27 protein-coding genes and 1 pseudogene are annotated in these 24,649 nt (G+C 63.8%); 16 read left to right on the top strand and 12 right to left on the bottom strand.

From position 1 onward, the window contains the following. Positions 1 to 15 precede the first annotated feature (15 nt). The 9 genes from N430_RS01955 (at position 16) to N430_RS01915 (ending at position 10,265) form a co-directional block, all read left to right on the top strand. Positions 16 to 615 (top strand): DUF2491 family protein, encoded by a 600-nt coding sequence (locus tag N430_RS01955; protein ID WP_110631499.1) that lies wholly within the window; start codon positions 16 to 18, stop codon positions 613 to 615. 12 nt (positions 616 to 627) lie between these two features. Continuing rightward, on the top strand, positions 628 to 1,053 hold the full coding sequence (locus N430_RS01950; RefSeq protein WP_054883523.1) for a DUF350 domain-containing protein: 426 nt from the start codon (positions 628 to 630) through the stop codon (positions 1,051 to 1,053). 16 nt (positions 1,054 to 1,069) lie between these two features. Then, on the top strand, positions 1,070 to 1,804 hold the full coding sequence (locus N430_RS01945; RefSeq protein ID WP_110631502.1) for a DUF1190 domain-containing protein: 735 nt from the start codon (positions 1,070 to 1,072) through the stop codon (positions 1,802 to 1,804). A gap of 2 nt (positions 1,805 to 1,806) precedes the next feature. Beyond that, positions 1,807 to 2,964, top strand: a complete 1,158-nt coding sequence (locus tag N430_RS01940; protein WP_110631505.1) for a glutathionylspermidine synthase family protein — start codon at positions 1,807 to 1,809, stop codon at positions 2,962 to 2,964. A 255-nt stretch (positions 2,965 to 3,219) separates the two neighbouring features. Then, positions 3,220 to 3,702, top strand: coding sequence for a formate dehydrogenase subunit gamma (locus N430_RS01935; RefSeq protein WP_110632517.1), 483 nt, complete (start codon positions 3,220 to 3,222; stop codon positions 3,700 to 3,702). Next, entirely contained in the window at positions 3,696 to 5,255 is a 1,560-nt protein-coding gene (locus N430_RS01930) for an NADH-quinone oxidoreductase subunit NuoF (protein WP_110631508.1), read from the top strand. The genes N430_RS01935 and N430_RS01930 overlap by 7 nt, the downstream gene beginning before the upstream one ends. Then, a complete protein-coding gene (fdhF, locus tag N430_RS01925; RefSeq protein ID WP_110631512.1) occupies positions 5,252 to 8,122 on the top strand; it encodes a formate dehydrogenase subunit alpha in 2,871 nt (956 codons plus the stop codon). Before N430_RS01930 ends, fdhF begins: the two co-directional genes overlap by 4 nt. After that, positions 8,119 to 8,322 carry a formate dehydrogenase subunit delta gene (locus tag N430_RS01920; protein WP_110631515.1) on the top strand — a complete coding sequence of 68 codons (204 nt, stop codon included), beginning with the start codon at positions 8,119 to 8,121 and terminating at the stop codon, positions 8,320 to 8,322. Before fdhF ends, N430_RS01920 begins: the two co-directional genes overlap by 4 nt. A gap of 137 nt (positions 8,323 to 8,459) precedes the next feature. Next, positions 8,460 to 10,265, top strand: a complete 1,806-nt coding sequence (locus tag N430_RS01915) for an ABC transporter ATP-binding protein/permease (RefSeq protein ID WP_110631518.1) — start codon at positions 8,460 to 8,462, stop codon at positions 10,263 to 10,265. A 109-nt stretch (positions 10,266 to 10,374) separates the two neighbouring features. On the opposite strand, the gene N430_RS01910 is transcribed toward N430_RS01915, so the two are convergent. Continuing rightward, positions 10,375 to 11,079, bottom strand: a complete 705-nt coding sequence (locus N430_RS01910; RefSeq protein WP_110631521.1) for an SOS response-associated peptidase family protein — start codon at positions 11,077 to 11,079, stop codon at positions 10,375 to 10,377. A gap of 102 nt (positions 11,080 to 11,181) precedes the next feature. Between N430_RS01910 and N430_RS01905 the strand changes: the two genes are divergently transcribed. Beyond that, the gene (locus N430_RS01905) at positions 11,182 to 11,613 is read left to right on the top strand and encodes a LexA family transcriptional regulator (RefSeq protein ID WP_110631524.1); all 432 of its coding nucleotides are present in this window, start codon (positions 11,182 to 11,184) and stop codon (positions 11,611 to 11,613) included. Between the two features lie 6 nt (positions 11,614 to 11,619). Here the strand turns inward: N430_RS01905 and N430_RS01900 are convergent, their stop codons facing one another. Next, positions 11,620 to 12,822: an MFS transporter gene (locus N430_RS01900; protein WP_110631527.1), complete on the bottom strand. Its 1,203-nt coding sequence runs from the start codon at positions 12,820 to 12,822 to the stop codon at positions 11,620 to 11,622. A gap of 136 nt (positions 12,823 to 12,958) precedes the next feature. Here N430_RS01900 and umuC point away from each other — a divergent pair, with 136 nt between their 5' ends. Beyond that, complete coding sequence (umuC, locus tag N430_RS01895; RefSeq protein WP_110631531.1) at positions 12,959 to 14,233, top strand: Y-family DNA polymerase; 1,275 nt, start codon at positions 12,959 to 12,961, stop codon at positions 14,231 to 14,233. 101 nt (positions 14,234 to 14,334) lie between these two features. On the opposite strand, the gene N430_RS01890 is transcribed toward umuC, so the two are convergent. From N430_RS01890 to N430_RS01860, 7 genes and pseudogenes are all read right to left on the bottom strand, one after another. Then, positions 14,335 to 14,649 (bottom strand): DNA-binding transcriptional regulator, encoded by a 315-nt coding sequence (locus N430_RS01890; protein WP_110631534.1) that lies wholly within the window; start codon positions 14,647 to 14,649, stop codon positions 14,335 to 14,337. Then, positions 14,636 to 14,956 carry a transcriptional regulator gene (locus N430_RS01885; protein WP_178083360.1) on the bottom strand — a complete coding sequence of 107 codons (321 nt, stop codon included), beginning with the start codon at positions 14,954 to 14,956 and terminating at the stop codon, positions 14,636 to 14,638. Before N430_RS01885 ends, N430_RS01890 begins: the two co-directional genes overlap by 14 nt. A 126-nt stretch (positions 14,957 to 15,082) precedes the next feature. Continuing rightward, positions 15,083 to 15,252: pseudogene (locus N430_RS01880) on the bottom strand (ArsB/NhaD family transporter); the annotation flags it as partial. Between the two features lie 143 nt (positions 15,253 to 15,395). Beyond that, entirely contained in the window at positions 15,396 to 15,872 is a 477-nt protein-coding gene (locus tag N430_RS01875) for an RES family NAD+ phosphorylase (protein ID WP_110631537.1), read from the bottom strand. After that, positions 15,872 to 16,348, bottom strand: a complete 477-nt coding sequence (locus N430_RS01870) for an antitoxin Xre/MbcA/ParS toxin-binding domain-containing protein (RefSeq protein WP_110631540.1) — start codon at positions 16,346 to 16,348, stop codon at positions 15,872 to 15,874. Before N430_RS01870 ends, N430_RS01875 begins: the two co-directional genes overlap by 1 nt. A gap of 76 nt (positions 16,349 to 16,424) precedes the next feature. Further along, positions 16,425 to 17,516, bottom strand: a complete 1,092-nt coding sequence (locus N430_RS01865; RefSeq protein WP_110631543.1) for a pyridoxal phosphate-dependent aminotransferase — start codon at positions 17,514 to 17,516, stop codon at positions 16,425 to 16,427. A gap of 97 nt (positions 17,517 to 17,613) precedes the next feature. Next, a complete protein-coding gene (locus tag N430_RS01860; protein ID WP_110631546.1) occupies positions 17,614 to 18,195 on the bottom strand; it encodes a biliverdin-producing heme oxygenase in 582 nt (193 codons plus the stop codon). An 81-nt stretch (positions 18,196 to 18,276) separates the two neighbouring features. On the opposite strand from N430_RS01860, the gene N430_RS01855 reads away from it, so the two are divergent. Both N430_RS01855 and N430_RS01850 read left to right on the top strand, forming a co-directional pair. Continuing rightward, the gene (locus tag N430_RS01855; protein ID WP_110631550.1) at positions 18,277 to 19,257 is read left to right on the top strand and encodes a hypothetical protein; all 981 of its coding nucleotides are present in this window, start codon (positions 18,277 to 18,279) and stop codon (positions 19,255 to 19,257) included. Between the two features lie 113 nt (positions 19,258 to 19,370). Next, positions 19,371 to 19,910 carry a histidine phosphatase family protein gene (locus N430_RS01850; protein ID WP_110631553.1) on the top strand — a complete coding sequence of 180 codons (540 nt, stop codon included), beginning with the start codon at positions 19,371 to 19,373 and terminating at the stop codon, positions 19,908 to 19,910. Between the two features lie 27 nt (positions 19,911 to 19,937). Here N430_RS01850 and N430_RS01845 read toward each other — a convergent pair whose 3' ends face one another. The 3 genes from N430_RS01845 to N430_RS01835 form a co-directional block, all read right to left on the bottom strand. After that, a complete protein-coding gene (locus N430_RS01845; protein WP_110631556.1) occupies positions 19,938 to 20,303 on the bottom strand; it encodes a hypothetical protein in 366 nt (121 codons plus the stop codon). 64 nt (positions 20,304 to 20,367) lie between these two features. Further along, a complete protein-coding gene (locus N430_RS01840; protein ID WP_110631559.1) occupies positions 20,368 to 21,153 on the bottom strand; it encodes a sulfite exporter TauE/SafE family protein in 786 nt (261 codons plus the stop codon). 102 nt (positions 21,154 to 21,255) lie between these two features. Next, positions 21,256 to 21,867, bottom strand: coding sequence for a helix-turn-helix domain-containing protein (locus N430_RS01835; protein WP_110631563.1), 612 nt, complete (start codon positions 21,865 to 21,867; stop codon positions 21,256 to 21,258). A 115-nt stretch (positions 21,868 to 21,982) separates the two neighbouring features. Here N430_RS01835 and N430_RS01830 point away from each other — a divergent pair, with 115 nt between their 5' ends. From N430_RS01830 to N430_RS01820, 3 genes are read left to right on the top strand one after another with little or no spacing between them, the layout of a single operon-like run. After that, positions 21,983 to 23,113 carry an FAD-binding oxidoreductase gene (locus tag N430_RS01830; protein WP_110631566.1) on the top strand — a complete coding sequence of 377 codons (1,131 nt, stop codon included), beginning with the start codon at positions 21,983 to 21,985 and terminating at the stop codon, positions 23,111 to 23,113. Between the two features lie 18 nt (positions 23,114 to 23,131). Further along, a complete protein-coding gene (locus tag N430_RS01825) occupies positions 23,132 to 23,509 on the top strand; it encodes a RidA family protein (RefSeq protein WP_110631569.1) in 378 nt (125 codons plus the stop codon). A 60-nt stretch (positions 23,510 to 23,569) separates the two neighbouring features. Further along, a complete protein-coding gene (locus N430_RS01820; protein ID WP_110631572.1) occupies positions 23,570 to 24,634 on the top strand; it encodes a hypothetical protein in 1,065 nt (354 codons plus the stop codon). Positions 24,635 to 24,649 lie beyond the last annotated feature (15 nt).

Below are 24,649 nucleotides of genomic sequence, written 5' to 3'. Positions count from 1 at the left end.
CCCAGGGAGTAGTTGATGTCGCTTTTCAATCGGGCCAGCCCGCCTTTCGGCCTTCGCAATGGCAGTACGTTCACACCTGCCCGAACGCTCGAGCCGTTGCTCGACGGTTACTCTGAACTTCAGCTCCCCGGCCCGGAAACGGTGTGGGCTTGCGGCGAGGTCGACCTTGGCCAGTCCGTACGCCTGTTGCGTTACTACCTGGACAACGAAGATTACTGGCTGCAAGTGCTGATGCACGGCAGCCAGCCGGGCGATATCGTGCTGTTCGGCTACCACAGCGCCATTGCCGTGCGCGACGATGCACACCGGCAGTATCTGGTCGGCTGCCTGTCCAAAGTCGGCCTGCCGATCTACACGCATGATGGCTGCCTCTACTCCCGCCAATGGGGCCAGGCCCAAGGGCAAGCTGAACTGGTCCAGTTCCATGAGCAGGTGGTCAGCCCGCAGGCCCGTTATGGCGTCCGGCACTTGTCGATGCTTTATGCCCGCGACACGGGCTTGCCCGACCGCCGCGAATTCCTGCTGTTTTCCCTCGAAGAAGATGAGCACGGCGCGCTCACCTTCACCACCTCGCTGGGCGTCACCCTGTTTCCCACGGACTTCAACGTAACCTGACAAGGACTCACCATGCTCGACGCGCTTCGCCTGTCACTCAATGCTTCGGCAGTGACCGGTTTCATCCTCTATATCAGTGTGGCGCTGCTGCTGTTCTGGCTGTTCCAGTTCATCTACACGCGCATCACGCCCCACCGCGAGTTTTCGCTGATCCGCGAAAACAATCCGGCGGCGGCCATCGCCCTGGGTGGCTCTTTGATCGGTTTCTCGCTGCCTGCCAGCAACATCATCGCCTACAGCGTGAGCATTCTTGATTTCGTCGCTTGGGTGGTGATCGCGGCAGTGGTGCAGTTGCTCGCCTTCGGCCTCACCAGCCTGGTGTTACGTGATTTGTCCAGGCGCATCGCCAAGGGTGAACTGGCTGCGGCCATCTACGCGGCCAGCGTGGCAATCAGCGTGGGCTTCCTCAACTCGGCCTGCATGACGCCGGCGGCCTGACGTGCAAGGAGCTCCCATGAAGCCCCCTATTCGACGCAGCTCCGTCAAGCTGGTGCTGGCCAGCTCGCTGCCGCTGGCACTGACCGCTTGCGGCCCGCAGGAAGAGCTGTACACGGTCACCCAGCAAAGTAATTACGACAGCGTTGCGGCCTGCGTCGCCGACAAGGTGCCGGAACCCGCCTGCAACGATGCCTTCAAGCGGGCGCTGGCGGATTACCAGCGCAATGCGCCGACGTTTTTCACCAAGGCGGAGTGCGAAGCGCAGTTCACCCCGGACGGTTGCCAGATTACCGTTGGTGGCCGCTACATGCCGCGCATGAGTGGCTTCGAGCTGCAGACCAGTGCTGAGGTGACGCAGTCTCAACTCGACGCGGGTTATGCCCAGGGCGGAGGCTATGGCCATGTGGCCACTGCCGCGGTGGCCGGCATGCTGCTTGCGCAGATGGGCAACAGCGCCGGCCGTCACTACAACGCGCAACCGTTGTATGCCTATCGCGACGGAGCAGGCCAGCGGCATGGTTTGCTTGGCCAGCGTTACGGAGCCACGGGTGGCGGTATTCAGCGGGTGAAGCAGGACGAAGAGAGCAGCAGCTCTTCGAGTGGCGGAGGGGGTGGTGGCGGCTATGGCGGCTCAAGCCGCAACGAGTCGCGTTCGGCGACTTCGGCCTCGGTCACGCGCGGTGGCTTTGGCGGCCAGGCCACTGCGCGCAGCGGTTGGGGTGGCAGGTCCGGCAGTTTCTTCGGGGGGTAGGCATGCACAAGGTCGAACTGGCGGAGCGTCCCGACTGGCGCACGACAGCCCTGCGCGAGGGCTTTGCCTTTCACACGATCGACGGCGAGCGTTACTGGGACGAACGTGGGTACTACCAGTTCAGCGAGGCCCAGGTGGTTCATGACCTGCAAACCCCGACCGCAGAGCTGCACGCGATGTGCCTGGACGCGGTAGGGCGCATCGTCGAAAGCGAAGCACTGATGGCGCGCCTGGCGATTCCGCCAGCCTTCTTCGATCTGGTGCGCCGCTCATGGCTGGAGGGGCAGGCGCACCTCTACGGGCGTTTCGACTTCAGCTACGACGGCACCGGCCCGGCAAAGTTGATCGAGGCCAACTACGACACGCCTACCTCGCTGTATGAAGCTGCGGCCTTCCAGCTGATCTGGCTGGAGGAACAGATCCAGCGGGGTGTTCTGCCCGCCCAGGCCAGTCAGTTCAATACTCTGGCCGAAGACCTGGTGCAGGCATTTGCAGCGATGCCGGGGCATGGCGAGTTCCATTTTTCGACCATCTCCGGTTCGCTGGAGGACCGCGGCACCACCGACTTCCTGCGCAAGATGGCCGAGCATGCCGGCATCCGTACCTGTCATATCGACCTGGAGGACATCGGCCTGGACGGTGAGGGCCGCTTCGTCGACCTGCAGGGGCAGGCGATTGTGCGGCTGTTCAAGCTGCATGCCTGGGAGCACATCTTCCACGAGGATTTCGGCCAGGCGATTGCCGGGTGCGACACGCAGTTTGTCGAACCACCCTGGAAGGCGTTGATTTCCAACAAAGGCATTCTGCCGTTGCTCTGGGAGTGGCATGAAGGCCATCCGAACCTGTTGCCGGCCTTTGTCGACGACAGCCCGCAGTTGCCGGTGCCCAAGGGCTGGGTACGCAAGCCGTATTTCTCGCGGGAAGGGGCCAACGTGGATATCCGCACCGTCGAGGGGGAGCGGGTTTTCGAGGACGGGCCATACGATGATGCGCCCTACATTCTGCAGGGGTTTGCGCCGCTGCCGAAGTTTGGTGACAGCTATACCCTGATCGGCTCCTGGGTGGTTGGGGGCAGGGCTTCGGGGATTGGCATCCGCGAGGATGATTCGTTGATTACCAAGGACAGTTCGCGGTTCTTGCCCCATGTGGTGATCGGCTGAGGAGGCCAGCAACACCCGCACAAACCTCAGGTCGGTTTCAGGATGCGCCTGGTCGCTCGCACACAACCTTACGGCCAAACAAGTGCCATGCTTAAAGGATGCCCATGAGTCCAGTGCGCGCAGACGCACGGCCATCGGCAAGGAGGCCTCCGCGCCCACGCCAGCCGTGACGTGGCCGGTGTGCCGCAGCAGAACACGCCGGTTACCCGCCACCACAATAATTCTGGCGGGGACCGTGATGCCGAGGTCCGCTGTATGCCTGATGAACTGCTTCACCTGCCGGTAATCCAGAACATCCTGACCCGCGAGAAGGACACCCCCGGCGCGTTGTTGCCGATCCTTCACGCCCTCCAGGACGCTATCGGTTTCATCCCCGATGCTGCCGTCCCTGAAATCGCCCATGCCCTCAACCTCAGCCTCGCCGAGGTGCGCGGGGTGATCAGCTTCTACCACGACTTCCGCACCACGCCGCCTGCCCGTCACACCTTGCGCCTGTGCCGCGCCGAGTCGTGCCAGAGCCGTGGCAGTGAAGCCCTGGCCGCGCAACTGCGCGAACAGCTGGCGCTGGACGATCATGGCACCAGCGCCGACGGTGCCATCAGCTTGCGCCCGGTGTATTGCCTGGGTGCCTGCGCCTGTTCGCCGGCGCTGGAGCTGGATGGCCAGGTGCATGCGCGGCTCACCCCTGAGCGCCTGCGGGCGTTGGTGAACGGTTGCCTGGAGGGTGAAACATGCTGAAGTTGTTCATACCCTGTGACTCGGTCGCCCGTGCAGTCGGTGCCGATCAGGTCGCTGATGCAATCAAGGCCGAGGCCGAACGTCGCCAGCTGCCCATCGAGATTCACCGCACCAGCTCGCGTGGCCTGTACTGGCTGGAGCCGCTGCTGGAATGTGAAAGCAGCGAAGGGCGCCAGGGTTTTGGTCCGGTGACCCCGGCAGACGTGCCTTCGCTGCTTGACGCCCTGGCCGGTGAGCCCGGCGGTCATTCGCTGGCGCTTGGCCCGGTCGAAGAAATGGCTTATCTGAAAACCCAGCAGCGCCTGCTGTTCGCCCGCGCCGGTATCACCCGCCCGTTGTCGCTGGACGACTACCGCGCCCACGGCGGCTTCAAGGGCCTGGAAAAGGCGGTGGCGATGGATGGCGCCGCCGTGGTCGCAACCGTGCTCGATTCCGGCCTGCGCGGTCGGGGCGGCGCGGCGTTCCCGGCCGGTATCAAGTGGCGCACCGTGCGCGACGCCAAGGCAGGGCAGAAGTATGTGGTGTGCAACGCCGACGAAGGCGACTCCGGCACCTTCGCCGACCGCATGCTGATGGAGGGCGACCCTTTCCTGCTGATCGAAGGCATGATCATCGCCGGCCTCGCTGTCGGGGCCGACAAGGGTTACATCTATGTCCGCTCGGAGTACCCCGACGCCATCCGCGTGCTCAACCAGGCGCTCGCCGTCGCCCGTGATGCTGGTTACCTCGGCAGCAACGTGGCCGGCAGCGGTCAGGCCTTCGACCTGGAAGTGCGGGTGGGGGCTGGTGCCTATATCTGCGGCGAGGAAACCGCGCTGCTCGAATCCATCGAAGGCAAGCGCGGCATCGTTCGCGCCAAGCCGCCGCTGCCCGCGCTCGAAGGCCTGTTCGGCCTGCCCACGCTGGTGCACAACGTACTCACCCTGGCCTCGGTACCGACCATCCTCGCCGAGGGCGCGGCGTTCTACCGCGATTTCGGCATGGGCCGCTCGCTGGGCACCATGCCGTTCCAGCTGGCCGGCAACATCCGCCACGGCGGCCTGGTGGAACGCGCCTTTGGCCTGACCCTGCGCGAGCTGGTGGAAGGCTACGGCGGCGGCACCGCCAGCGGCCGCCCGCTCAAGGCTGCGCAGGTTGGCGGCCCTCTCGGCGCCTGGGTGCCGCCCAGCCACTTCGATACCCCACTGGATTACGAGGCCTTCGCTGCCATGGGCGCGATGCTTGGCCACGGCGGCGTGGTGGTGGCCGACGACACCCTGAACATGGCCAGCATGGCGCGCTTCGCTCTGCAGTTCTGCGCCGAGGAATCCTGCGGCAAGTGCACCCCGTGCCGGATCGGTTCGACCCGTGGCATGGAGGTGGTCGACCGGCTGATCGCGACCAGCGACTTCACCGAGCGCCATGACCAGGCCCTGCTGCTGCGGGACCTGTGCGACACCATGCAGTACGGCTCGCTGTGCGCCATGGGCGGCATGACCGCCTACCCGGTGGCCAGCGCCCTCAAGTATTTCCCCGCCGATTTCGGGCTGACCACCACGGAGGCCGCACAGTGATCAATTACTTCGATCCCGAGACTGACCTGGGCACGCCAGCCCGTGAAAGCGACGTGCAAATCAGCCTGAATATCGACGGCCGCAGCATCAGCGTGCCGGCCGGCACCTCGGTGATGCGCGCCGCCGCCATGCTCGGCACCAGCATCCCCAAACTGTGCGCTACCGACAGCCTCGAAGCCTTCGGCTCTTGCCGCATGTGCATGGTGGAAATCGAAGGTATGCGTGGTTACCCGGCCTCGTGCACCACGCCGGTGTCCGAAGGCATGGTGGTACGCACGCAAACCTCACGTCTGGCCGACCTGCGCCGCAACGTGATGGAGCTGTACATCTCCGACCACCCGCTGGACTGCCTGACCTGTTCGGCCAACGGCAACTGCGAACTGCAGACCGTTGCCGGCCAGGTCGGCCTGCGCGAGGTGCGCTACGGCTATGACGGCGCCAACCATCTGGCGGAGAAGAAGGACACCTCCAACCCATACTTCGACTATGAGCCGAGCAAATGCATCGTCTGCAGCCGCTGCGTGCGTGCCTGCGAAGACATCCAGGGCACCTTCGCCCTGACCATCACCGGGCGCGGTTTCGACTCGCGGGTAGCGGCGGCCGGCGGCGACAACTTCCTGGCTTCCGAATGCGTGTCGTGCGGCGCCTGCGTGCAGGCCTGCCCGACTGCGACGCTCACCGAGAAGAGCCTGGTTCAGCTTGGCCAGCCCGAGCGTGCGGTGATCACCACCTGTGCCTACTGTGGCGTCGGCTGCTCGTTCCGCGCCGAGATGAAGGGTGACCAGCTGGTGCGCATGGTCCCGGACAAGAACGGCGGCGCCAACCACGGCCACGCCTGCGTCAAGGGCCGCTTCGCCTGGGGCTATGCCACCCACCCCGACCGCATCACCAAGCCGATGATCCGCAAGCGCCTGGAAGACCCATGGCAGGAAGTCAGCTGGGACGAGGCGGTAACCTACGCCGCCAGCGAGTTCCGCCGTATCCAGCTCAAGTACGGGCGCGATTCCATCGGCGGCATCACCTCCAGCCGCTGCACCAACGAAGAAGCCTACCTGGTGCAGAAACTGGTGCGCACAGCGTTCGGCAACAACAACGTCGACACCTGCGCCCGGGTTTGCCATTCGCCGACCGGCTATGGCCTGAAGCAGACCCTCGGTGAGTCGGCCGGTACCCAGAGCTTCGACTCGGTGATGCAGGCCGATGTGATCCTGGTGATCGGCGCCAACCCCACCGACGCCCACCCGGTATTCGGTTCACAGCTCAAGCGCCGCCTGCGCCAGGGCGCACGGCTGATCGTCATCGATCCACGGCGCATCGACCTGGTCGACTCGCCCCACGCCCGCGCCGACCTGCATCTGCAGCTGCGCCCTGGTACCAACGTGGCCATGCTCAATGCCCTGGCCCATGTGATCGTCAGCGAGGGCCTGCTGGCCCAGCGTTTCATCGACGCCCGCTGCGAAACGGAAGACTTCGCCCGCTGGCGCGACTTCGTCAGCCTGCCGGAAAACGCCCCGGAAACCCTGGGGCCTGTATGTGGCGTGCCCGCCGAGCAAATCCGCAGCGCCGCCCGGTTGTACGCCACCGGTGGCAATGCGGCGATTTACTACGGCCTGGGAGTGACCGAGCACAGCCAGGGCAGCACCGCGGTCATGGGCATCGCCAACCTGGCCATGGCCACCGGCAACATCGGCCGCGAAGGGGTAGGGGTGAACCCGCTGCGCGGGCAGAACAACGTGCAGGGCTCCTGCGACATGGGCTCGTTCCCCCATGAGCTGCCCGGCTACCGGCACATCTCCAACGAGGGCGTGCGCGCCGAGTTCGAGCAGGCCTGGGGCGTGACCCTGCAACCTGACCCGGGCCTGCGTATCCCCAACATGTTCGAGGCGGCGCTGGATGGCAGTTTCAAGGCGCTGTACTGCCAGGGCGAGGACATCGCCCAGAGCGACCCCAACACCCAGCACGTCACCGCCGCCCTGCGCGCCATGGAGTGCGTGGTGGTGCAGGACATCTTCCTCAACGAGACGGCCAAGTTAGCCCACGTGTTCCTGCCGGGCAGCTCGTTCCTCGAGAAGGACGGCACCTTCACCAACGCCGAGCGGCGTATCTCGAGGGTGCGCAAGGTCATGGAGCCACTGGCTGGCAAGGCCGACTGGGAGGCCACCGTGGCCCTGGCCAATGCCCTGGGCTATCCAATGAACTACCGCCACCCGTCGGACATCATGGACGAAATCGCCCGCCTGACGCCGAGCTTCCACCGCGTCAGCTATGCCGAGATCGACCGCCATGGCAGCCTGCAATGGCCGTGCAACGACGCCGCCCCGGACGGCACCCCGACGATGCATATCGACCAGTTCGTGCGCGGCAAGGGGCGCTTCATGCTGACCGGTTATGTGCCCACCGACGAGAAGGTCAACAACCGCTTCCCGCTGTTGCTGACCACCGGGCGCATTCTCAGCCAGTACAACGTCGGCGCCCAGACCCGGCGCACTGCCAATACCGCCTGGCACGATGCCGACCGCCTGGAGATCCACCCCAACGACGCCGAAAGCCGTGGCATCCACGACGGCGACTGGGTCGGTATCGGCAGCCGCGCGGGGCAGACCGTGCTGCGCGCCAAGGTCAGTGCGCGGGTGGCCCCGGGGGTGGTGTACACCACTTTCCACTTCCCCGAGTCCGGTGCCAACGTGATCACCACCGACAACTCCGACTGGGCCACCAACTGCCCGGAATACAAGGTCACCGCGGTGGAGGTGGTGAAGGTGTTCCACCCGTCGGAGTGGCAGAAGCGCTACCAGGACTTCAGTGACGAACAGCGGCGCCTGCTCAAGGAGCGTCGCACTGCGGAAAAAGCCGAGGTACGCCGATGAGCAGCGACAACCTGGTCAAGATGGCCAACCAGATCGCCCACTATTTCGACAGCGAGCCAAACCGGGCGCTGGCGGTGCAGGGGGTGAGGCAGCATCTGAACAGCTTCTGGACACCGGCCATGCGCCAGCAGCTGGGGGCGTGGATTGCCGACCATGGTCAGGAAGGGCTGGATGCCAAGGTGGTGGAGGCCCTGGCCTAGCGCTGGCCTGTACCGGCCCTTTCGCGGGCTTGCCCGCGAAGAGGCCGGCACAGAAAAAATGAAATGTCCGTCATTTATGCAAGACGAATCCCACCGCAATGCTACGCTCGCGGAAACACTCGTGACGGATATTTCCTATGGACATGAACTGGCACCAGGCCCTGCAAGAGAGCCTGAGCTGGCTTGCAATCGCCTCGTTCATCACCCTCATCGGCTTCACCGCCGCTGCTTCACTGGCCGTGCGCTACACGCGCTGGGGCAGCCAGTTCTGGCAGTTGGCGGGGCCGTACTTCACCTTCCGGCGCAGCTGGCGGCCGCTGCTGGTGTTCGGCCTGCTGCTGGTGCTGACGCTGTTCTCGGTGCGCCTGAACGTACTGTTCTCGTTCTGGTACAACGGCTTCTATAGCGCCCTGCAGGCCCTCGACCAGACGGCCTTCTGGTACCTGCTGGGGGTGTTCGCGGTGCTGGCCACCATCCACGTGCTGCGTTCGCTGTTCACTTTCTACGTGACCCAGGCGTTCAGCATCCAGTGGCGGGTGTGGCTGACCGAGCGCCTGACCGGCGACTGGATGAAAGGCGACGCCTACTACCGCGGCCGCTTCCTCGCCGAACCGGTGGACAACCCCGACCAGCGTATCGAACTGGATGTCAGCGCGTTCGTCAGCAACTCGGTGTCGCTGGCCCTGGGCGCGGTCAGCGCGCTGGTTTCGCTGGTGGCCTTTACCGGCATTCTCTGGGGTCTGTCGGCACCGCTGATGGTGGCGGGGTACGAGATACCCCGGGCGATGGTGTTTGCGGTGTACATCTATGTGCTGATCGCCACCTGGATTGCCTTCCGCCTCGGCCAGCCGTTGATCCGCCTGAACTTCCTCAACGAAAAGCTCACGGCGAACTTCCGTTATGCGCTGATGCGCCTGCGCGAGAACGCCGAGAACATCGCCTTCTACCAGGGCGCACCGGTCGAACGGGCGACCTTGCTCGGGCGCTTCGGTGCACTGATCGTCAACGTCTGGGCGCTGGTGTTCCGGAATTTGAAATTCAGCGGCTTCAACCTCGGCGTCAGCCAGGTGGCCGTGGTGTTCCCGTTCATCCTGCAGGCGCCACGCTTCTTCAGCGGGGCGATCAAGCTGGGTGACGTGATGCAGACCTCCCAGGCGTTCGGCCAGGTGCAGGATTCGCTGTCGTTCTTCCGTGAGTCCTACGACACGTTCGCCCAGTACCGCGCCACCCTCGACCGTCTGACCGGTTTCCTCGATGCCAACGACCAGGCCAGCGCGCTGCCGCGGGTGCTGACCGAAGACCAGCCACGGGCGCTGGACATCATCGGCCTGCAGGTGCTGCGCCCGGACGGCCATGCGCTGATCGCCGACCTCGACCTGCGCCTGCACGGTGGCCAGGCGCTGCTGATCAAAGGGCCGTCGGGCAGCGGCAAGACCACCTTGCTGCGCGCCCTGGCGGGCCTGTGGCCGTATGCCGAGGGCGAGGTCCGGCGGCCGTTGGGCACCCAGGCGTTGTTCCTGTCGCAGCGGCCTTACCTGCCGCTGGGCGACCTGCGTACTGCCATTGCCTACCCGGCCGACAGCCAGCCGGAGGACGAAGCCCGTATGCAACAGGCCCTGCGCGAGGTCAACCTGGCGCACCTGGCCGAGCGGCTGGCGGTGAACTGCGACTGGTCGAACATCCTGTCGGTCGGTGAACAGCAGCGCCTGGCGTTTGCCCGGGTGCTGTTCAACCGGCCACAGGTGGTGTTCCTCGACGAGTCCACCTCGGCGATGGACGAAGGGCTGGAGCATGCGATGTATGCGTTGCTGCGCAAAGAGATGCCCGAGACCTTGCTGGTGAGCGTGGGGCATCGCAGTACCCTGGCCGACTTCCATACCCATCGGCTGGAAGTGGACGGGCAGGGCGGCTGGGCGCTGCGCCAGCAGGAAGCCCTGGCCTAACCGGTACTGGCCCCTTCGCGGGCAAGCCCGCTCCCACACAGCTCAAGGCTTGCGCGGTATCTGTGGGAGCGGGCTTGCCCGCGAAGAGGCCAGTACCGGCAGCACAACTTCAGGGCTGATGCTCGGCATCCAGCATCACAATCAGCTCAGCCCCTTCATTCCTCACATTCCCCACGTCCTTGCCCACCGCAAACCACTCGAACGCCTCCACCGGCAAACACTGCTCCCGCGCCAGGCGCTCAGCCTCCTCGGCAGGTACCTCAGGGTCGATCCACATCCGCGCATGCTCCGGGCTCAGCACCAAGGGCCGGCGATCATGGATATCGACCATCCCCGCATCGCTGGCAGCGGTGATGATGACGAAGCCATCCCCCTCGTTCGGCTCCATCCCCGCATGCACCTCGGCCAGCGCCGCCATGAACATCGGTGCCTGGCTTTTCAGGCGAATGAACCAGGGCTGCTTGCGCTTGGGGTCCTGCGGGTCGGCCACCCACTCGTACCAGCCATCGGCCATCACCAAGGCTCGCCCTTGCGGCCAAAGGGCCTTGAAGAATTTGCCGGTGGTCACCGTCTCGACCCGCGCGTTGATCGGTGCCGGCCGTTTACCCGTGGCCCAGAACGGTGCCCAACCCCAGTGGCAAGGGTCGATGCGCAGGCCATCGGTGGCGTGATGCAGGATCAGTACGCGGCTGCCGGGGGCGACGTTATAGCGGCCGATCGGCACGTTGTCGTAGCCGCTGATCACGTCCTGCTCGGCATCCAGCTCACGCAGGTAGTCGGCCAGGCCCTGGTACTGGGCGAAGCGTCCACACATGGCATGTACCCCCACTTGTCGAAATATCCTACGGCGAAATTGACCGGATACTCGCTACGGCGTTTACTGTATATCTATACAGTTCAATATCAAGGCCGTCGCATGACTTCCATCCTGGGTCCCATCACGGGCGGCAGTGCTGCCGTGCCGCGCTACCTGTTCCGTGTCCCGGCGGGCTTTCCGTCGCCAGCCGCCGACCACATGGAGCAGCCCATCTCGCTGGACGAACTGCTCAACCTGCGCGCACCGCACATCTATCTGGTCAGGATAGACGGCGACAGCATGCAAGGCGCCGGTATCTTCGACGGCGACCTGGTGCTGGTCGACCGCTCGATCGAGGCGCGCCATGGCCATATCGTGATCGCCGCGGTCAACGGCGAGCCGCTGTGCAAGCGCTTGCAGCGCGTCGCCGGGCAAGTGCTGCTGCGCTCGGAAAACCCGCGTTATGCGCCACGCTACATCATGGAGGGTGACGACTTCATGATCTGGGGCGTGGTGACCTTCAGCGTGCGTAGCCATGACCCGTCAGCCTGAACGGGCTTAGCGCAGCCACTTCACCCCGACGAGGGTGGCAGTGGCAAAACCCGCCCCGACCAGGAAGGTCGCCTGGAATCCGGCGCCATCCCACAGCAACCCGGCCACCACGCTGGCGACCAGCAGCGCCACCCCGGTCAGCAGGTTGAACAGGCCGAATGCCGTGCCGCGCAGGTTGGCCGGCGCACTGTCGGCGATCAGCGCGGCGAAGATGCCCTGGGTGAAACCCAGGTGCAGGCCCCAGGCGGCAACCCCTAGTGCCAGCCCGGTCCAGCTTGGCAGCAGGGCCAGCAGCAGGTCGGCGGCGATCAGCAGGCCCAGGCCCATCATCAGCACGCCACGGCGGCCGAGGCGGTCCGACAGCGCACCGGCCGGGTAGGCCGACAGTGAATAGACCAGGGCCATGAGCACCAGCACCGCGGGCGCCCACAACGGCGCCAGGCCCATGTCCTGGGCGCGCAGCAGCAGGAATGCCTCGCTGAAACGGGCCAGGGTGAACACCATGGCCAGGCCGGTCAGCCGCCAGTAGGCCGGGCCCAGGCGTACCAGTTCATGCAGCGCCAGTGGCGAGCGCACCGGCCGGGCGCTGGGCGCCGTCTCGGGCTCGCGGACGAAGGCAACGAGAATGTACACGGCCACGAACGCCGGGATCACTGCCACCCAGAACACCGTCTGGAAATGACTAGCGGTCAGCCACATCAGCACGATCGCCAGCAACGGGCCGAGGAACGCACCGACGGTGTCCAGCGTCTGGCGCAGTCCGAAGGCCGCGCCGCGCAGTTCGGGCGGGGTCACATCGGCCACCAGCGCATCGCGGGGCGCACCGCGGATGCCCTTGCCGATACGGTCGACGAAGCGCGCCGCCGTCAGCCATTCCAGCCCGGAGGCCATGGGGAATACCGGCTTGGTCAACGCGCCCAGGCCGTAGCCCAGCACCGTCAGCAGCTTGCGTTTGCCGAGGCGGTCGCTGAGCGCACCGGAGAAGACCTTGGTGATCGACGCGGTAGCCTCGGCGATGCCCTCGATGAAGCCGACGGCAACCACCGACGTGCCGAGCACGGTGACCATGTACAGCGGCAGCAGGGCGTGGATCATTTCCGAGGAAATGTCCATGAACAGCGACACGAAGCCCAGCGCCCAGACGCTGCGGGGGATCTTCGGCAGGGCTTTGGCGGTGGTGCTGTGCTCGGTCTTTTCGGCGCTGCGCATCGGGAGCCTCGGCGCGGTTGTCACAGTTCGAAATGTAGGAGTTCGCACGCAGGATGCAAATCGGATGAGTGGCGGGAGGCATTGGTGGGAGGTTGTGATTTACTGTATATAAATACAGTATTGTTGGCGCTACCCGATGAATCGCACCCCTGTCTTTGCCCTGATCGACTGCAACAGTTTCTACGCCAGCTGCGAGCGGGTGTTTCGCCCCGACCTGCAGCGCACGCCCATCGTCGTGCTCAGCAATAACGACGGCTGCATCGTCGCCCGCAGCGTCGAGGCCAAGCCGCTGGTGAAGATGGGCCAGCCGTACTTTCAGGTGAAGGACCTGCTGCGTCGGCACGGGGTCGTGGCGTTCTCCTCCAATTATGCGTTGTACGGCGACATGAGCCAGCGGGTGATGACGGTGATCGAGGGCATGGTCCCGGCGCTGGAGGTGTATTCCATCGACGAGGCCTTTGCCGACCTGGCCGGCATGCCCGGCGATCTGGAGCGCCTTGGCCGGGACATCCGCGCGCGGGTGTTCAAGCACACCGGCATCCCGGTGGGGGTGGGTATCGCCGGTACCAAGACCCTCGCAAAGTTGGCCAATCATGCAGCCAAGCGCTGGTCGGTGCAGAGCGGTTGGGTGGTCGATCTGCGCAAACCGCTGCTTTACGAGCGGGTGCTGAAACGCTGTGATGTGTCCGAAGTCTGGGGCATCGGCAAACGCCTTACGGCCCACTTGCAAGCGATGGGCATCCGCACCGCCTGGGACCTGTCCCGCGCCAACCCCGGCCTGCTGCGCAAGACCTTCAGCGTGGTGGTGGAAAAGACCGCCCGCGAACTGGCCGGCACGCCTTGCCTGCACCTGGAGGAGGTCGACCCGCCGCGCCAGGAAATCTGCTGCAGCCGCATGTTTGGCCAGCGCTTGACCGACCTCGCGCCGCTCAAGGAAGCCGTGGCCACCTACGTGATGCGCGCAGCGGAAAAACTGCGTAAACAGCGCTCGCTGGCGCAACGGATGCGGGTGAGTATCCGCACCGGCATGTTCAACCCCGAAGAGCCGCGCTACGCCAACGGCGTAGTAGTGCAATTGCCGTATCCGACCGATGACGAGCGGCTGCTGACACGCATGGCGCTGGAGGCGGTGGAGCGGGTGTATCGCGAGGGGTTTCGCTACAGCAAGGCCGAGGTGTTGCTGATGGAGTTGTGCCAGCGCGGGGAGGTGACGGGTGATCTGTTTGCGCCGACGCAGAGCGTGAAGGCCGAGCGGGTCATGCAGGTGATCGACGGCGTCAACGGACGTTGGGGGAGGGGGACACTGCGCAGCGCGGCGGTGCCGGCAGCGGCGCAGTGGGCGATGCGCAGGGAATTGATGAGTGCGGGGTTTACCACGCAGATGGCCGGGTTGTGGCGGGTCAATCCTTGAGTTCGCGCTGTACCTGTGTACCGCAACAGCTTTCAGTCGGGCGCAGCCGCTTCGCGCAGGTTCAGGGAAGTGGGGTTGATGAGGCGAGGGCCGAAAGCCAATTAACGGGCCTGAAGAACCTCACGAAACACATCCGGGCGAGAAGCCGCAATGTGCAGAAGAGAGCGGGCGGCCCCGGATGGTGTACGCCGACCTTGCTCCCATTCCTGAAGCGTACGCACCGAGACGCCCAGTAGTTCGGCAAACTTGAGCTGGGAAAGCCCGGTCCTGCTGCGTGCCTCAGCTGCCTCGGTCAATTCCACCTGGCGCACAGCACCATAGCGGCCAGCCTTCACATCGCGGATGGATTCCAGCAGTTCCTCACCGATGTTGCGAGTAGCATCGCGCAGCATCAATTCTTTTTCAGTCAGGGGCATGGTTGAGCTCCTTCGCAATCTTGCGCAGTACGTGCGCGGGTATGTTCTCGGTGGCGCTCTTGCCGTAGATCAGCAGGGCAACCAGAGCGCCGTTGGCAAGCTGGGCGGTGTAGATGACACGGACGGCACCTCGCTTGCCTATGCCGTCCAGGCTCCAACGTACCTTGCGGCATCCACCTGAGCCGGGAATCACTGCACCTGCGTCAGGGTCGTTGGCGAGATAGGACATGAATGCCCCGTGCTCTTCCTCCGTCCAATAGTCGGGCCATTGCCTAGAGAATAGTGGCGCTTCAATGATCGTCAGCATACTTCATCCCTACGTCTTTGACGTAGATATTTTGCTTTGCCTACCTGAGATGAAGAAGCGGGAGGTTGTATCGAGGGGTTGCTGAGGGTCGCGGTTTGGTCAGAGATCGCAACAGTCCTGGCAATCTCAAAGACTTAACCGCACTGCCAGCGCCGCCAAGGTCACCAGCAACACAGGTACTGTCGGCAGCACGCCAACCTTGAAGTAATACCCCAGCCAATCGTCATGCCCCTGCGCGCCAGTACATGCAGCCACAACAAGGTCGCCAGGCTGCCGATCGGTGTAATCTTCGGCCCCTGTGCGCGGCAAGGCCGTTCAGCAGGTGGGTCAGCGAGTCGGTCAGGCCGGCATTGCGCAGCCCGTAGAACACCAGGTGCGTGCTCCAGCACGAACAGCCCGGCCCATTAAGATCAGTGCAGCTGGGAGCATGAGCAGCGCATCACTGGTTGCGGGCGCCTACTTGGAACATCCGTGGGTCGTACATGAAGTCGTACATTTCAACCACCTGGATCTGGCTCACCGCTGGGTGGCTGGGGTTGATCACGATGTTGCGTTCCAGCGGCAGGATGGCAGATGGGACGATCAGCCCAAGGTGGCTGCTCGACTTCAGCCAGGCAGTGCCGAACTCCATGCTTGGGCGGTCGGCAGGCAGGCTGGCCCAGCCTTCGGGCAGGTCCGCCGCATCGACGTGCAGATACAGCGAAGTCTCTGCAGGTAGCTCGAAGCAGGTGATCTTCAAGGGCACGGTGGGTTCGCCCGCCGCATGTACAAAGGTTTCCAGGCAACAGATTGCCGGCGTCATGCCCATGTATACGGCCGGTACGTCTTGATCGTTCCAGCGGCCGCCTTCGATGGCCGCGCCCTTGCCGCTCAAGTCGGTGGCGCGTATTGCCTTCGCGATTCGCCACCCCCGCATCAGGCAACCCCGCCCCATTCCAGGGCCTGCAGTACCCGGCGCACCTGCTTGGCGCCGATTTCGGTTTCGCAGAGCAGGATCGGCGCAACATCACCCAGGGCCTTGTTCGGCTTCGATAGCCACTGTGCAGCAGCCTCGCGGCTCTCGAAGACTTCCTCGGCCTGATGGGACACCGAGGCGATGCGGTCCAGGCGTTCGGAGGCGACGGTATCGAGCACTTCGTGTTCTCGAACGCGCCGCTCCAGCGTGGAGATCGAGGCATTGAGCAGCAATGCCAGGCTGGATTCTTCGAGGTTGAAGGTGTAGCGCACGGCTCGGAAGAGGTGGGCAGAAAAGCCGCGCTTGATCTGCACCAGTCGCTCCGACTCCCTGAGTGCAGAGCGGCTGGCGCTGAATGCCCAGAATTCGTCGATGCCAGAACTGCGCACATCTTCTTTGGCTTTTTCGTGACGCCGTTGGGCGATTGAAGTGCTCATCACGCCTCCGTCAATTGACTGATTTTTTTCGTCAAATGAAGTATAGGCTTGTCGGGCACTCCATTGCATCTACCTTTCAGCCGGCGGTCACCCTGGCAAAGGCTTGCCGAAAGCGCAGCATGTCCTGCTCGTCGCCGACACTGACCCGCACCCAGTTCGGCCAGCTCGGCCACACCCGACCGACCAACACGCCGTGTTTGGCCAACCGGTCCACCACCGGCTGTGCCGGGCCGCGCATGTCGATCATGAAACAGTTGGTCTGCGACGCCGTGCAGCGCCAACCGCGCTCGCTTAGCCAGGCAATGGTGTGGTCGCGCAGGCGGGCGTTTTCGGCTTTGCGCCGGGGCACCAGCTGCGGGTCGCCAAGGCTCGCCAACCCGGCCAGCAAGGTCGAGGCAGCGGCTACGTTGTCGCCGTCATACACTTCCAGGCGCTCCAGCAGCGGGGCCTGGCCGATGGCCAATCCGAGGCGCGCCCCAGCCATGCCGTAGAGCTTGGAAAACGTCTGCAACACCAGCAACTGCGGGTGCTCCTTGACCAGGCTGATGCAGCTCTGGGCATCGCTGAAATGGATGTAGGCCTCGTCTACCAGCACCACAGTGCCGTCGGGCGTGTGCTTGAGCAGACGTTCGATATCGCGCCGCGGGGTGAGCGTGCCGGTGGGGTTGTTGGGGTTGCACAGGTAAATCAGCCCGGGGGCGCTGTCGGCCGCCAGCATGGCATCAATATCATGGGCATGGCGCGCATCCAGGGCTACCGCGTGTACGGCACTGCCATGGCCGTGGGCGGCCTCGGCGGCCGCTTCATAGGAAGGTTCGGCGAGCACCAGGCTGCGTGGGCCGGTGAAGGCCATGACGGCGTGCTGCAGGGCCAGTTTCGAGCCACAGAACACCTGGACCTGCGATGAGGCCAGGCCATGTTCGGCAGCGAAAGTGTCGATCAGGCGGTACTGCGCCTTGTACGGGTAACGCCCGCATTGCTCGATGCCGTCACGCATGGCCTGGCGGGCAGCGGGGCTCGGGCCCCAGGGGCTTTCGTTGTAGTTGATGCGTACCGGGCCTTGGCCGGCGTCTGACGCAACGGAGGCTTCACCGGCCCAGCCCAGTTGGCCAAGCAGCGGCAGGGCCATGCCCAGGCCCACCAACGAGCGACGTGTCATATCGGTCATGAAGCGACTTCCTTGTTGTCATTGGATACAACAAGTAACGAGAGTCGGCGCTGGTAATTCATGGTGGCAAAACGCCGAATAACCCCTGGTCAAGGCTCTAATTCAATACATTGCGCTGGCCGAGCCACTGTTCGAAATGGGTGAACGTGTCGATGGCGGCCTGTACCGTGGTGGCCTGCGCCGGCCCTTCAGCCGACGCCTGGCCAAGCCGCTCGAGGAAGCTGCGCCAGTAGCTGCCGGTCAGCGGCCCGTATACATCGAGAAAAGCGGCACCGCTGTCGTGGCCGATGCCCAGGCGTTCGGCCATCGCCCGTTTGAGCACCTGGCCACCCAGGGTCGAGCCCTCCAGCACATACATCACGCCCAGCGCGCTGGCTTCGTCGTGAATGGCCGGCAGTGCCTGGCACAATGGCAGGGCGTCGATGTCGGCTTCGCTCAGCTTCAGGGCCTGCAGGTCACGGGCCAAGGTCGCGGTCTTGCGGCGTTCTGGCCCCTGATAATCGCTCAGGGAATGCTCCAGGGGGGCATGAAAACCGTAGTAGGCCTGCAGCAGGCGACGGTAGGCAGCACTGTCGAAGCCCGGGCTGAAGAAGGGCAGGCGGGCTTCCAGCGCCTTGTGGCAGTCGCGGGTGCCTTCACGCAAGGCGAGCAGCAAGGGGCTGGTTGAGGTGGCGGGCATCGATCTGGGGCTCTGGTGGCATTTCAATAGGTTAGTGCGACAATCTTAGCGTTGTGCCCAGTTCAGACAAGGAGTCGGCAGGTGTTTTGGTTCATCGTTGTAAATTATGTGCTGTTGGCGGGGGCAATACAGGTCAGCAGCAGCTGTATCAAGGTGCCCTTGTTTGTGCGCACGCAAAATCGGCACGTGCCGTGGAAAATCAACTACAACTTCCGACAGTGGGTTGGCAATGAATGGTTGGCACTGAGCATTTGCACCTGTTTGCTAGCGATATACTGGCTGATGTGGCTGCAATGGCTAGGTGTAGAGATCAAGCTTTTTGCAAGGCTGATTTTTGTATGTTTGAGTCTGTGTTCCCTGATTCTTGCCGTCCGTTTGTTGGGGCTGGTGGCCTTCTATAAACGTAACAGTGGTTGGCTGACAGCGCTTGCTGCGCTGGTCACACTAGGTCTTGGTCTGGCGGCGAGTGCAGAGGCCGATGCGTTTATTCTGGGGCAGATTCGAATGGATGCCGGCAGGTTTCCGGTTGCCCAGAAGCTCTTGACCTTCATCCATATCATTTATGCCTGGTTGCTACCCGGAAGCATCTTTCTAGTACTGCTGATCTGGTTGGGGGCGCTTCTATTCGCAATGCTCGATACCCGTTCAAGGGAGCGTATGAAGCGTGAGCCCGGCACAGCAATCTGTATGAACCGGTATCGTCCAACCGGGGCCTGGCGCAAGCAGCGTTGGGTGAATGGATCCTGCCAGTTGGGCCTACTCTATACGGCTGCCGTCATTTTGAGTTTTTCTCAACTGGCCGGCGTGAGTTTGCGCCAGTTGCAGCATGAAGCCTTGGTATATGCATCATTTCATCTAGGCCCGGAGGACTGCGGTTTCGTGGGGTTTGAGTCGGGTACCAGGCTGGCACTGGTGGCCGAGCATGAAGTCATGGTTGCACGCCCGGTCAAGCAAGGCTACCGCTACCAACATCAGGCTTGCGAACTGCGAACGGTTGAGCAGGTAGAAGCTGATCGCGTCAAACGTATTCGTGATGCGAAGGCGCGTGACGACTTCTTTTAATGCAGCCAAGTACGATGTATTGCAGCGCGGCCTCTTTCAGGTCAAGACATTGTTGCGAGAGCTATCAACTGGCATGCTCAGGCTGTCAATCCCATTCACCCGAAGAGCCCTCGTTGAAAGCCATACGCCTGACCTTGATTAGCCATGGCCTGACACGGGCCCAAAAAAAGGGCCAATTTCATCAAGCCGATGACAGCATCATGCCGTTGAACGGCTTGCCGCCCCCCCTTTTGCCCGACGTGCAAGTGCTGACTGCGCCGGAGCGGCGTGCCGTTGAAACGGCCGCGTGGTTTTCACCTCTGGCGAAGGTAGCAATGGCGTTAGCAGATTGTGATCTGGGGCACTGGCAGGGGCTAACGCTGAAGCAACTGCAAGAGGAGGCGCCAGCCGAACTTGACGCGTGGCTTCGCGACCCCTTCAGTGCGCCTCACGGGGGAGAGTCGTTTGATCAATTACGTCAGCGCATGGCTCTCTGGCTTGAGGCATTCACATTGCAGGGCGACTGGATGGCGTTCACCCATCCGTTAGTGATGCGAGCCGTTTTGATGAACGTGTTGGACTGCTCGCCTGCGGCTTCAGATCGAATCGATATCCTGCCGCTTTCTCGATTGCATTTGAGCTTTTCCGGACGCTGGCGTCTGCGATTTACTTGATCTCTCACCGTCGGCAATCAAGGAAACTTACTTGCGATATTGTTTGTTCATCAAAGGTCCATGGACCAGAAACTGTGGATTGCTGAGCGCCGTCTCAACTGCCTGGCCCAGATCCTGAATTCGTTGTGCAGGTTCAATTTGCTCATGAGCGAAAGCTGTTCGGCTGGAGGCGTCCAGCGAACGCCCGTGTGATTTGCACCAGTCGCAGAAGGCTTTTGGGGTGGTCAGGACCCTTACTGGTTCATGGCCCTCCTGACGCAGGTGTCGTTCAAGCGCAGTCGCTTCCTTGAACCATGCAGCGAACTTGCGATGTTGTTCGTTCGCATCTTCATACAGGTTTTGAAAAGCTCTATACCGATGCGCGTCCTCGTACCAGAACACTCCGACCTTCATAATCATCTCCTGCTTGGCGGTTCTCGCTACCAGATTAGGACGATTCGGGGCAGGTCGCACATTCTCAAAACGCCAGTTTATAGCCGATCAGCAACAGCATGGTTGCCAGGCAGGGGCGCAGCACGCGGTCGGAGATGCGTCCGGTGAGGTGGCTGCCCAGGTAGATGCCCGGCAGCGAGCCCAGCAACAGGTAGCCCAGCAGGGACCAGTCCATGTTGCCCATGCCGGCGTGGCCGATACCGGCAACCAGGGTCAGGGGTACGGCGTGGGCGATCTCGGTACCGACCAGGCGACGGGTGGCCAGGAACGGGTAGAGCAGGAACAGCGCCACGGTGCCCAGGGCGCCGGCACCGATCGAGGTCAGGGTAACCATCACGCCCAGCACCACGCCGGTCAGCACGGTGAGGGTGTTCAGGCTGCGGTCGCTGAGGTGATAGTGGTCACCGGCGTGACGGCTGGCGAACGCTTGCAGGCGCGACTTGAACAGGATCGCCAGGGCAGTGAGGATCAGCACCACCGCCAGGCCTTGCTTGATGATGGCGTTCAGCGCCGTGGTGTCGGTGTGCAGGGTGCTGAGGAACCACAGGGTCAGGGCTGCGGCCGGCACGCTGCCGAGGCTGAGCAGGCCGGTGATTTTCCAGTCGATGTTCTTCTGCCGGGCATGCACCCAGACGCCACTGCCCTTGGTGATGGCGGCATACAGCAGGTCGGTGCCCACGGCGGTTGCCGGGTTGATACCGAACCACAGCAGGATCGGGGTCATCAGCGAGCCGCCGCCGACGCCGGTCATGCCGACGATGAAGCCCACAACCAGTCCGGCAATGGTGAAACCGAAAGATCCTACATCCATACGCTACTCGACTGCCCAGCTTTGCCCGTTATCGGATGGGTGCCAGCATATAGGGAGTTTTTATAGCCAAATAGACTTGTTCGTTATTAGGTTATAACCGCGTCAGCGATCGGTCATGACCACCATCACATGGGCATCGCCGCCATCCTCGCTTTCCGACAGGTAGATGTGCCCGACCTGGCTGTCAAAATAAGCCGTTTCCTGTGGCCCGATGCTGACGGCCTCGCCGGTTTCGAATTCGATGCGCACCCGGCCGCTCAGCACCACTGCGAACTCCTGGCCTGGATGGCGGATAAAATCGTCGAACTGGCCGCGTTCGCGAGCGATGATGCGGGCGTAGGCGGGGGTCATGCGCCGCTCCGGGAAGGCCCCGGCGATCGGGTGGTAATCGTAGGTGCCAGTGGAATATCCGGCAGCGGCGGGCAACGAGTCGACCACCACGGTCACTGGCGCCGCCACGGCCTCCGCCACCGCGCCGCTGGCGCGGAACAGATGGGCAATGTCGACATTCAGGGCGCGCGCGGCAGCGGCCAGTTTTTCGTAGCTCACCGAAACCTGCGCCAGTTCCATCTTCGACAAGGTCGACACCGGCACGCCACTGAGCTCGGACAATTGCTTGAGAGTCATCTGGCGTGCCTTGCGCACCTGGCGCAGGCGCCCGCCGACTTCGGCGCGGTCTAGCAAGGGCAGGGCAGCGGTGCGGGCATCAGGCATTCGCGGGTCTCGGCATACGTCATGGGTCGCGCATCTTAACTCGCGCGCTTGCATGTTCCGAAATTCTCATATATTAGAATTCTCATAAATGATAATTCGCGCAGCAGGAGCGTGCATGACCCAGATCTACGACACCCTGATCATCGGCGCCGGTATCGCTGGTGCCTCGCTGGGCTATCGCCTGGCCGGTGAGCGCCGCGTGCTGTTGCTCGAACGCGAAACGCAACCGGGCTACCACTCGACCGGGCGCTCGGCCGCGATGTTCATGGAGGCCTACGGAACACCGCAGATCCAGGCCCTGACCCGCGCCAGCCGAGCCTTCTACGAAGCGCCGCCAGCAGGTTTCTGCGAGCACCCGTTGCTCGAACCGCGGGGCTGCCTGTATGTCGCCAGCCATGAACAACGCGAGCTGCTTGAACACACCCACGCGCAGAACCTGGCCAACGGCACAGCGGTCAGCCTGCTCGACCGCGACGCGGCGCTGGCGCTGGTCCCCAGCCTGAACGCCGACAGCCTGGCCGGTGCGGTGCATGAGCCGGGCGCCATGGACCTTGACGTGCACGCCCTGCACCAGGGCTTCCTGCGTGGCTACCGTGCTGCCGGTGGCGAGTTGCGCTGCAACGCCGAACTGCTCCGGGCCCGCTACGTCGATGAGCTGTGGCAGGTGGAGCTGGCCGATGGCAGCCAACTGCTGGCGCACACCCTGGTCAATGCCGCCGGTGCCTGGGCTGACCGGGTGGCCGATCAGTGTGGCGTGGCCCGCGTCGGCCTGCAGCCGTGCCGGCGCAGTGCGTTCACCTTCCCTGGCCCGGCCGACCAGGACTTTGCCCGTTGGCCAGCGGTGATTGGTGTCGACGAGAGCTTCTACTTCAAGCCCGACGCCGGCCAACTGCTGGGCTCACCGGCCAATGCCGACCCGGTCGAGCCTCAGGATGCCGCCCCCGAGGAGCTCGATATCGCCCTGGGCATCTACAACATCGAGGCCATGACGTCACTGTCCATCCGCCGCCCCAGCCACACCTGGGCGGGCTTGCGTTCGTTCGTCGCCGACGGCGACCTGGTGATCGGTTTCGATCGGCAGATGCCGGCGTTCTTCTGGCTGGCGGCGCAAGGTGGCTATGGTATCCAGTCGGCAGCCGGTGCTTCACGCCTGGCCGCCGACTTGCTGCTCGGGCAAGCGTTGTGCCCGAGCCTGACCGCCCAGGGGGTGGCGCCCGAGCGCCTGTCCCCGGCACGTTTCCAGTAACCCTGAAAGGAGTTTGTCATGAGCAATCAGATCCAGCGTTTCCCTAGCAGCTTGCCGTTCCCGTTTTCCCGTGCGGTGAAGGCGGGCGGTTTCCTGTTCCTGTCTGGCCAGGTGCCGATGAGCCCCGCTGGCGAGGTGGTGCGCGGTGATATCCAGGCCCAGACCCGCGCCGCCTGCGAACGCATCGCCGAGAGCCTGGAGGCGTGCGGGGCGCGCTTCGACCAGGTGGTCAAGGTGACGGTGTGGCTGTCGTCGATGGACCACTTCGCCGGTTTCAACGAGGTCTACAAAGCGTTCTTCGGCGCCGCGCTGCCGGTGCGTTCGACCGTGGCGTCGGCGTTGGCGCTGGGCGTGGATGTGGAGATCGAAGTGCAGGCATTCGTCGGCGAAGGCTGAGCCAGCCGCAGTTCGCGGCCAAGCCCTGTGGGGCCACAACAACAATAACCAGAGGTTCACATGCAAGAACAACTGAAGATCGCCGGGGCCTTCGTCGGCGTGATCGTGGGGGCGGGCTTTGCGTCCGGGCGGGAACTGCTGTTGTTCTTCGTCGACTTCGGCCTCTGGGGGCTGTTGGGCGCCCTGGTCAGCGCGGCGCTGTTCACCTTCCTCGGCATGGCCCTCGCCGGGCTGGGCAACCGCCAGCGCGCCACTTCGCACAAGGATGTGATCCAGGCCATCTGCGGGCGCCATCTGGGCTTGTTCGTCGATTGGCTGATCACCTTCTTCATGTTCGCCGTGACCGTGGTCATGCTGGCCGGTGGTGGAGCATTGCTGGAGCAGCAGTTCGGCATTCCGGCACTGACCGGCAGCGTGCTGGTGACGCTGCTGGTGGTGGCGATCGTGTGCCTGGATGTGCGCAAGGTCATCGTCGCCATTGGTGCCATTACCCCGTTGCTGATCCTGGTGGCCTCGGCGATTGCCCTGTACGCGGTGTTCACCCGCGGGCAGAGCCTTGCCGCGCTCGACCAGCTGGCCAGCCAGCAGCAGGCGGGCACCCGGCACTGGTTGCTCGGGGCGTTTTTGTATGTGTCCTACAACATCGTTGCCGGGGCACCGATCCTGGCGATCCTCGGCGGCTCGGCCAAGGGCGAGAAGGCCGCAGTATGGGGCGGCCTGCTCGGGGGCGCTGCGCTGGGCTTGCTGATGCTGGTGATGAGTGCCGGGCTGTTGTCGCGCCTGGACAGCGTGGCCGACTTGCCCATGCCGATGCTGTCGATTGCCAATGAAGTGTCGCCGCTGCTGGGCGTGGTGATGTGCCTGATCATCTTCGGCATGATCGTCAACACGGCGGTGGGCACGCTGTTCTCGTTCCTGTCGCGGCTGCTGCCGGCGGGCACGGCGAAGTTCCGCTGGGGTTCGGTGGTCACCGGGGTGGCGGCGTTCGTCTGCAGCCTGGTGGGGTTCATCAGCCTGGTGGGCGAGGTGTATCCGCTGTTCGGCTATCTGGGCTTTGTGCTGATGGCGGCGGTGTTGCTGGCCTGGGTGCGGCGGGGCAGGAGCGGCCAGGCGGTGGCCGCCTAGCGCGCAATCCCCTCG

The sequence above is a fragment of the Pseudomonas sp. CC120222-01a genome (assembly GCF_003097235.1).
Taxonomy (GTDB): Bacteria; Pseudomonadota; Gammaproteobacteria; order Pseudomonadales; family Pseudomonadaceae; genus Aquipseudomonas.
The sequence above is the reverse complement of the archived record's forward strand: the minus strand, read 5'-3'. Positions and strand labels throughout refer to the sequence as shown.

Bases quoted from the DNA above. Each gene is read 5' to 3' on its own strand.
- N430_RS01955 (WP_110631499.1), top strand. From the start codon at position 16: ATGTCGCTTTTCAATCGGGCCAGCCCGCCTTTCGGCCTTCGCAATGGC.
- N430_RS01950 (WP_054883523.1), top strand. From the start codon at position 628: ATGCTCGACGCGCTTCGCCTGTCACTCAATGCTTCGGCAGTGACCGGT.
- N430_RS01945 (WP_110631502.1), top strand. From the start codon at position 1,070: ATGAAGCCCCCTATTCGACGCAGCTCCGTCAAGCTGGTGCTGGCCAGC.
- N430_RS01940 (WP_110631505.1), top strand. From the start codon at position 1,807: ATGCACAAGGTCGAACTGGCGGAGCGTCCCGACTGGCGCACGACAGCC.
- N430_RS01935 (WP_110632517.1), top strand. From the start codon at position 3,220: ATGCCTGATGAACTGCTTCACCTGCCGGTAATCCAGAACATCCTGACC.
- N430_RS01930 (WP_110631508.1), top strand. From the start codon at position 3,696: ATGCTGAAGTTGTTCATACCCTGTGACTCGGTCGCCCGTGCAGTCGGT.
- N430_RS01920 (WP_110631515.1), top strand. From the start codon at position 8,119: ATGAGCAGCGACAACCTGGTCAAGATGGCCAACCAGATCGCCCACTAT.
- N430_RS01915 (WP_110631518.1), top strand. From the start codon at position 8,460: ATGGACATGAACTGGCACCAGGCCCTGCAAGAGAGCCTGAGCTGGCTT.
- N430_RS01910 (WP_110631521.1), bottom strand. From the start codon at position 11,079: ATGTGTGGACGCTTCGCCCAGTACCAGGGCCTGGCCGACTACCTGCGT.
- N430_RS01905 (WP_110631524.1), top strand. From the start codon at position 11,182: ATGACTTCCATCCTGGGTCCCATCACGGGCGGCAGTGCTGCCGTGCCG.
- N430_RS01900 (WP_110631527.1), bottom strand. From the start codon at position 12,822: ATGCGCAGCGCCGAAAAGACCGAGCACAGCACCACCGCCAAAGCCCTG.
- umuC (WP_110631531.1), top strand. From the start codon at position 12,959: ATGAATCGCACCCCTGTCTTTGCCCTGATCGACTGCAACAGTTTCTAC.
- N430_RS01890 (WP_110631534.1), bottom strand. From the start codon at position 14,649: ATGCCCCTGACTGAAAAAGAATTGATGCTGCGCGATGCTACTCGCAAC.
- N430_RS01885 (WP_178083360.1), bottom strand. From the start codon at position 14,956: ATGCTGACGATCATTGAAGCGCCACTATTCTCTAGGCAATGGCCCGAC.
- N430_RS01875 (WP_110631537.1), bottom strand. From the start codon at position 15,872: ATGCGGGGGTGGCGAATCGCGAAGGCAATACGCGCCACCGACTTGAGC.
- N430_RS01870 (WP_110631540.1), bottom strand. From the start codon at position 16,348: ATGAGCACTTCAATCGCCCAACGGCGTCACGAAAAAGCCAAAGAAGAT.
- N430_RS01865 (WP_110631543.1), bottom strand. From the start codon at position 17,516: ATGACCGATATGACACGTCGCTCGTTGGTGGGCCTGGGCATGGCCCTG.
- N430_RS01860 (WP_110631546.1), bottom strand. From the start codon at position 18,195: ATGCCCGCCACCTCAACCAGCCCCTTGCTGCTCGCCTTGCGTGAAGGC.
- N430_RS01845 (WP_110631556.1), bottom strand. From the start codon at position 20,303: ATGAAGGTCGGAGTGTTCTGGTACGAGGACGCGCATCGGTATAGAGCT.
- N430_RS01840 (WP_110631559.1), bottom strand. From the start codon at position 21,153: ATGGATGTAGGATCTTTCGGTTTCACCATTGCCGGACTGGTTGTGGGC.
- N430_RS01835 (WP_110631563.1), bottom strand. From the start codon at position 21,867: ATGCCTGATGCCCGCACCGCTGCCCTGCCCTTGCTAGACCGCGCCGAA.
- N430_RS01830 (WP_110631566.1), top strand. From the start codon at position 21,983: ATGACCCAGATCTACGACACCCTGATCATCGGCGCCGGTATCGCTGGT.
- N430_RS01825 (WP_110631569.1), top strand. From the start codon at position 23,132: ATGAGCAATCAGATCCAGCGTTTCCCTAGCAGCTTGCCGTTCCCGTTT.
- N430_RS01820 (WP_110631572.1), top strand. From the start codon at position 23,570: ATGCAAGAACAACTGAAGATCGCCGGGGCCTTCGTCGGCGTGATCGTG.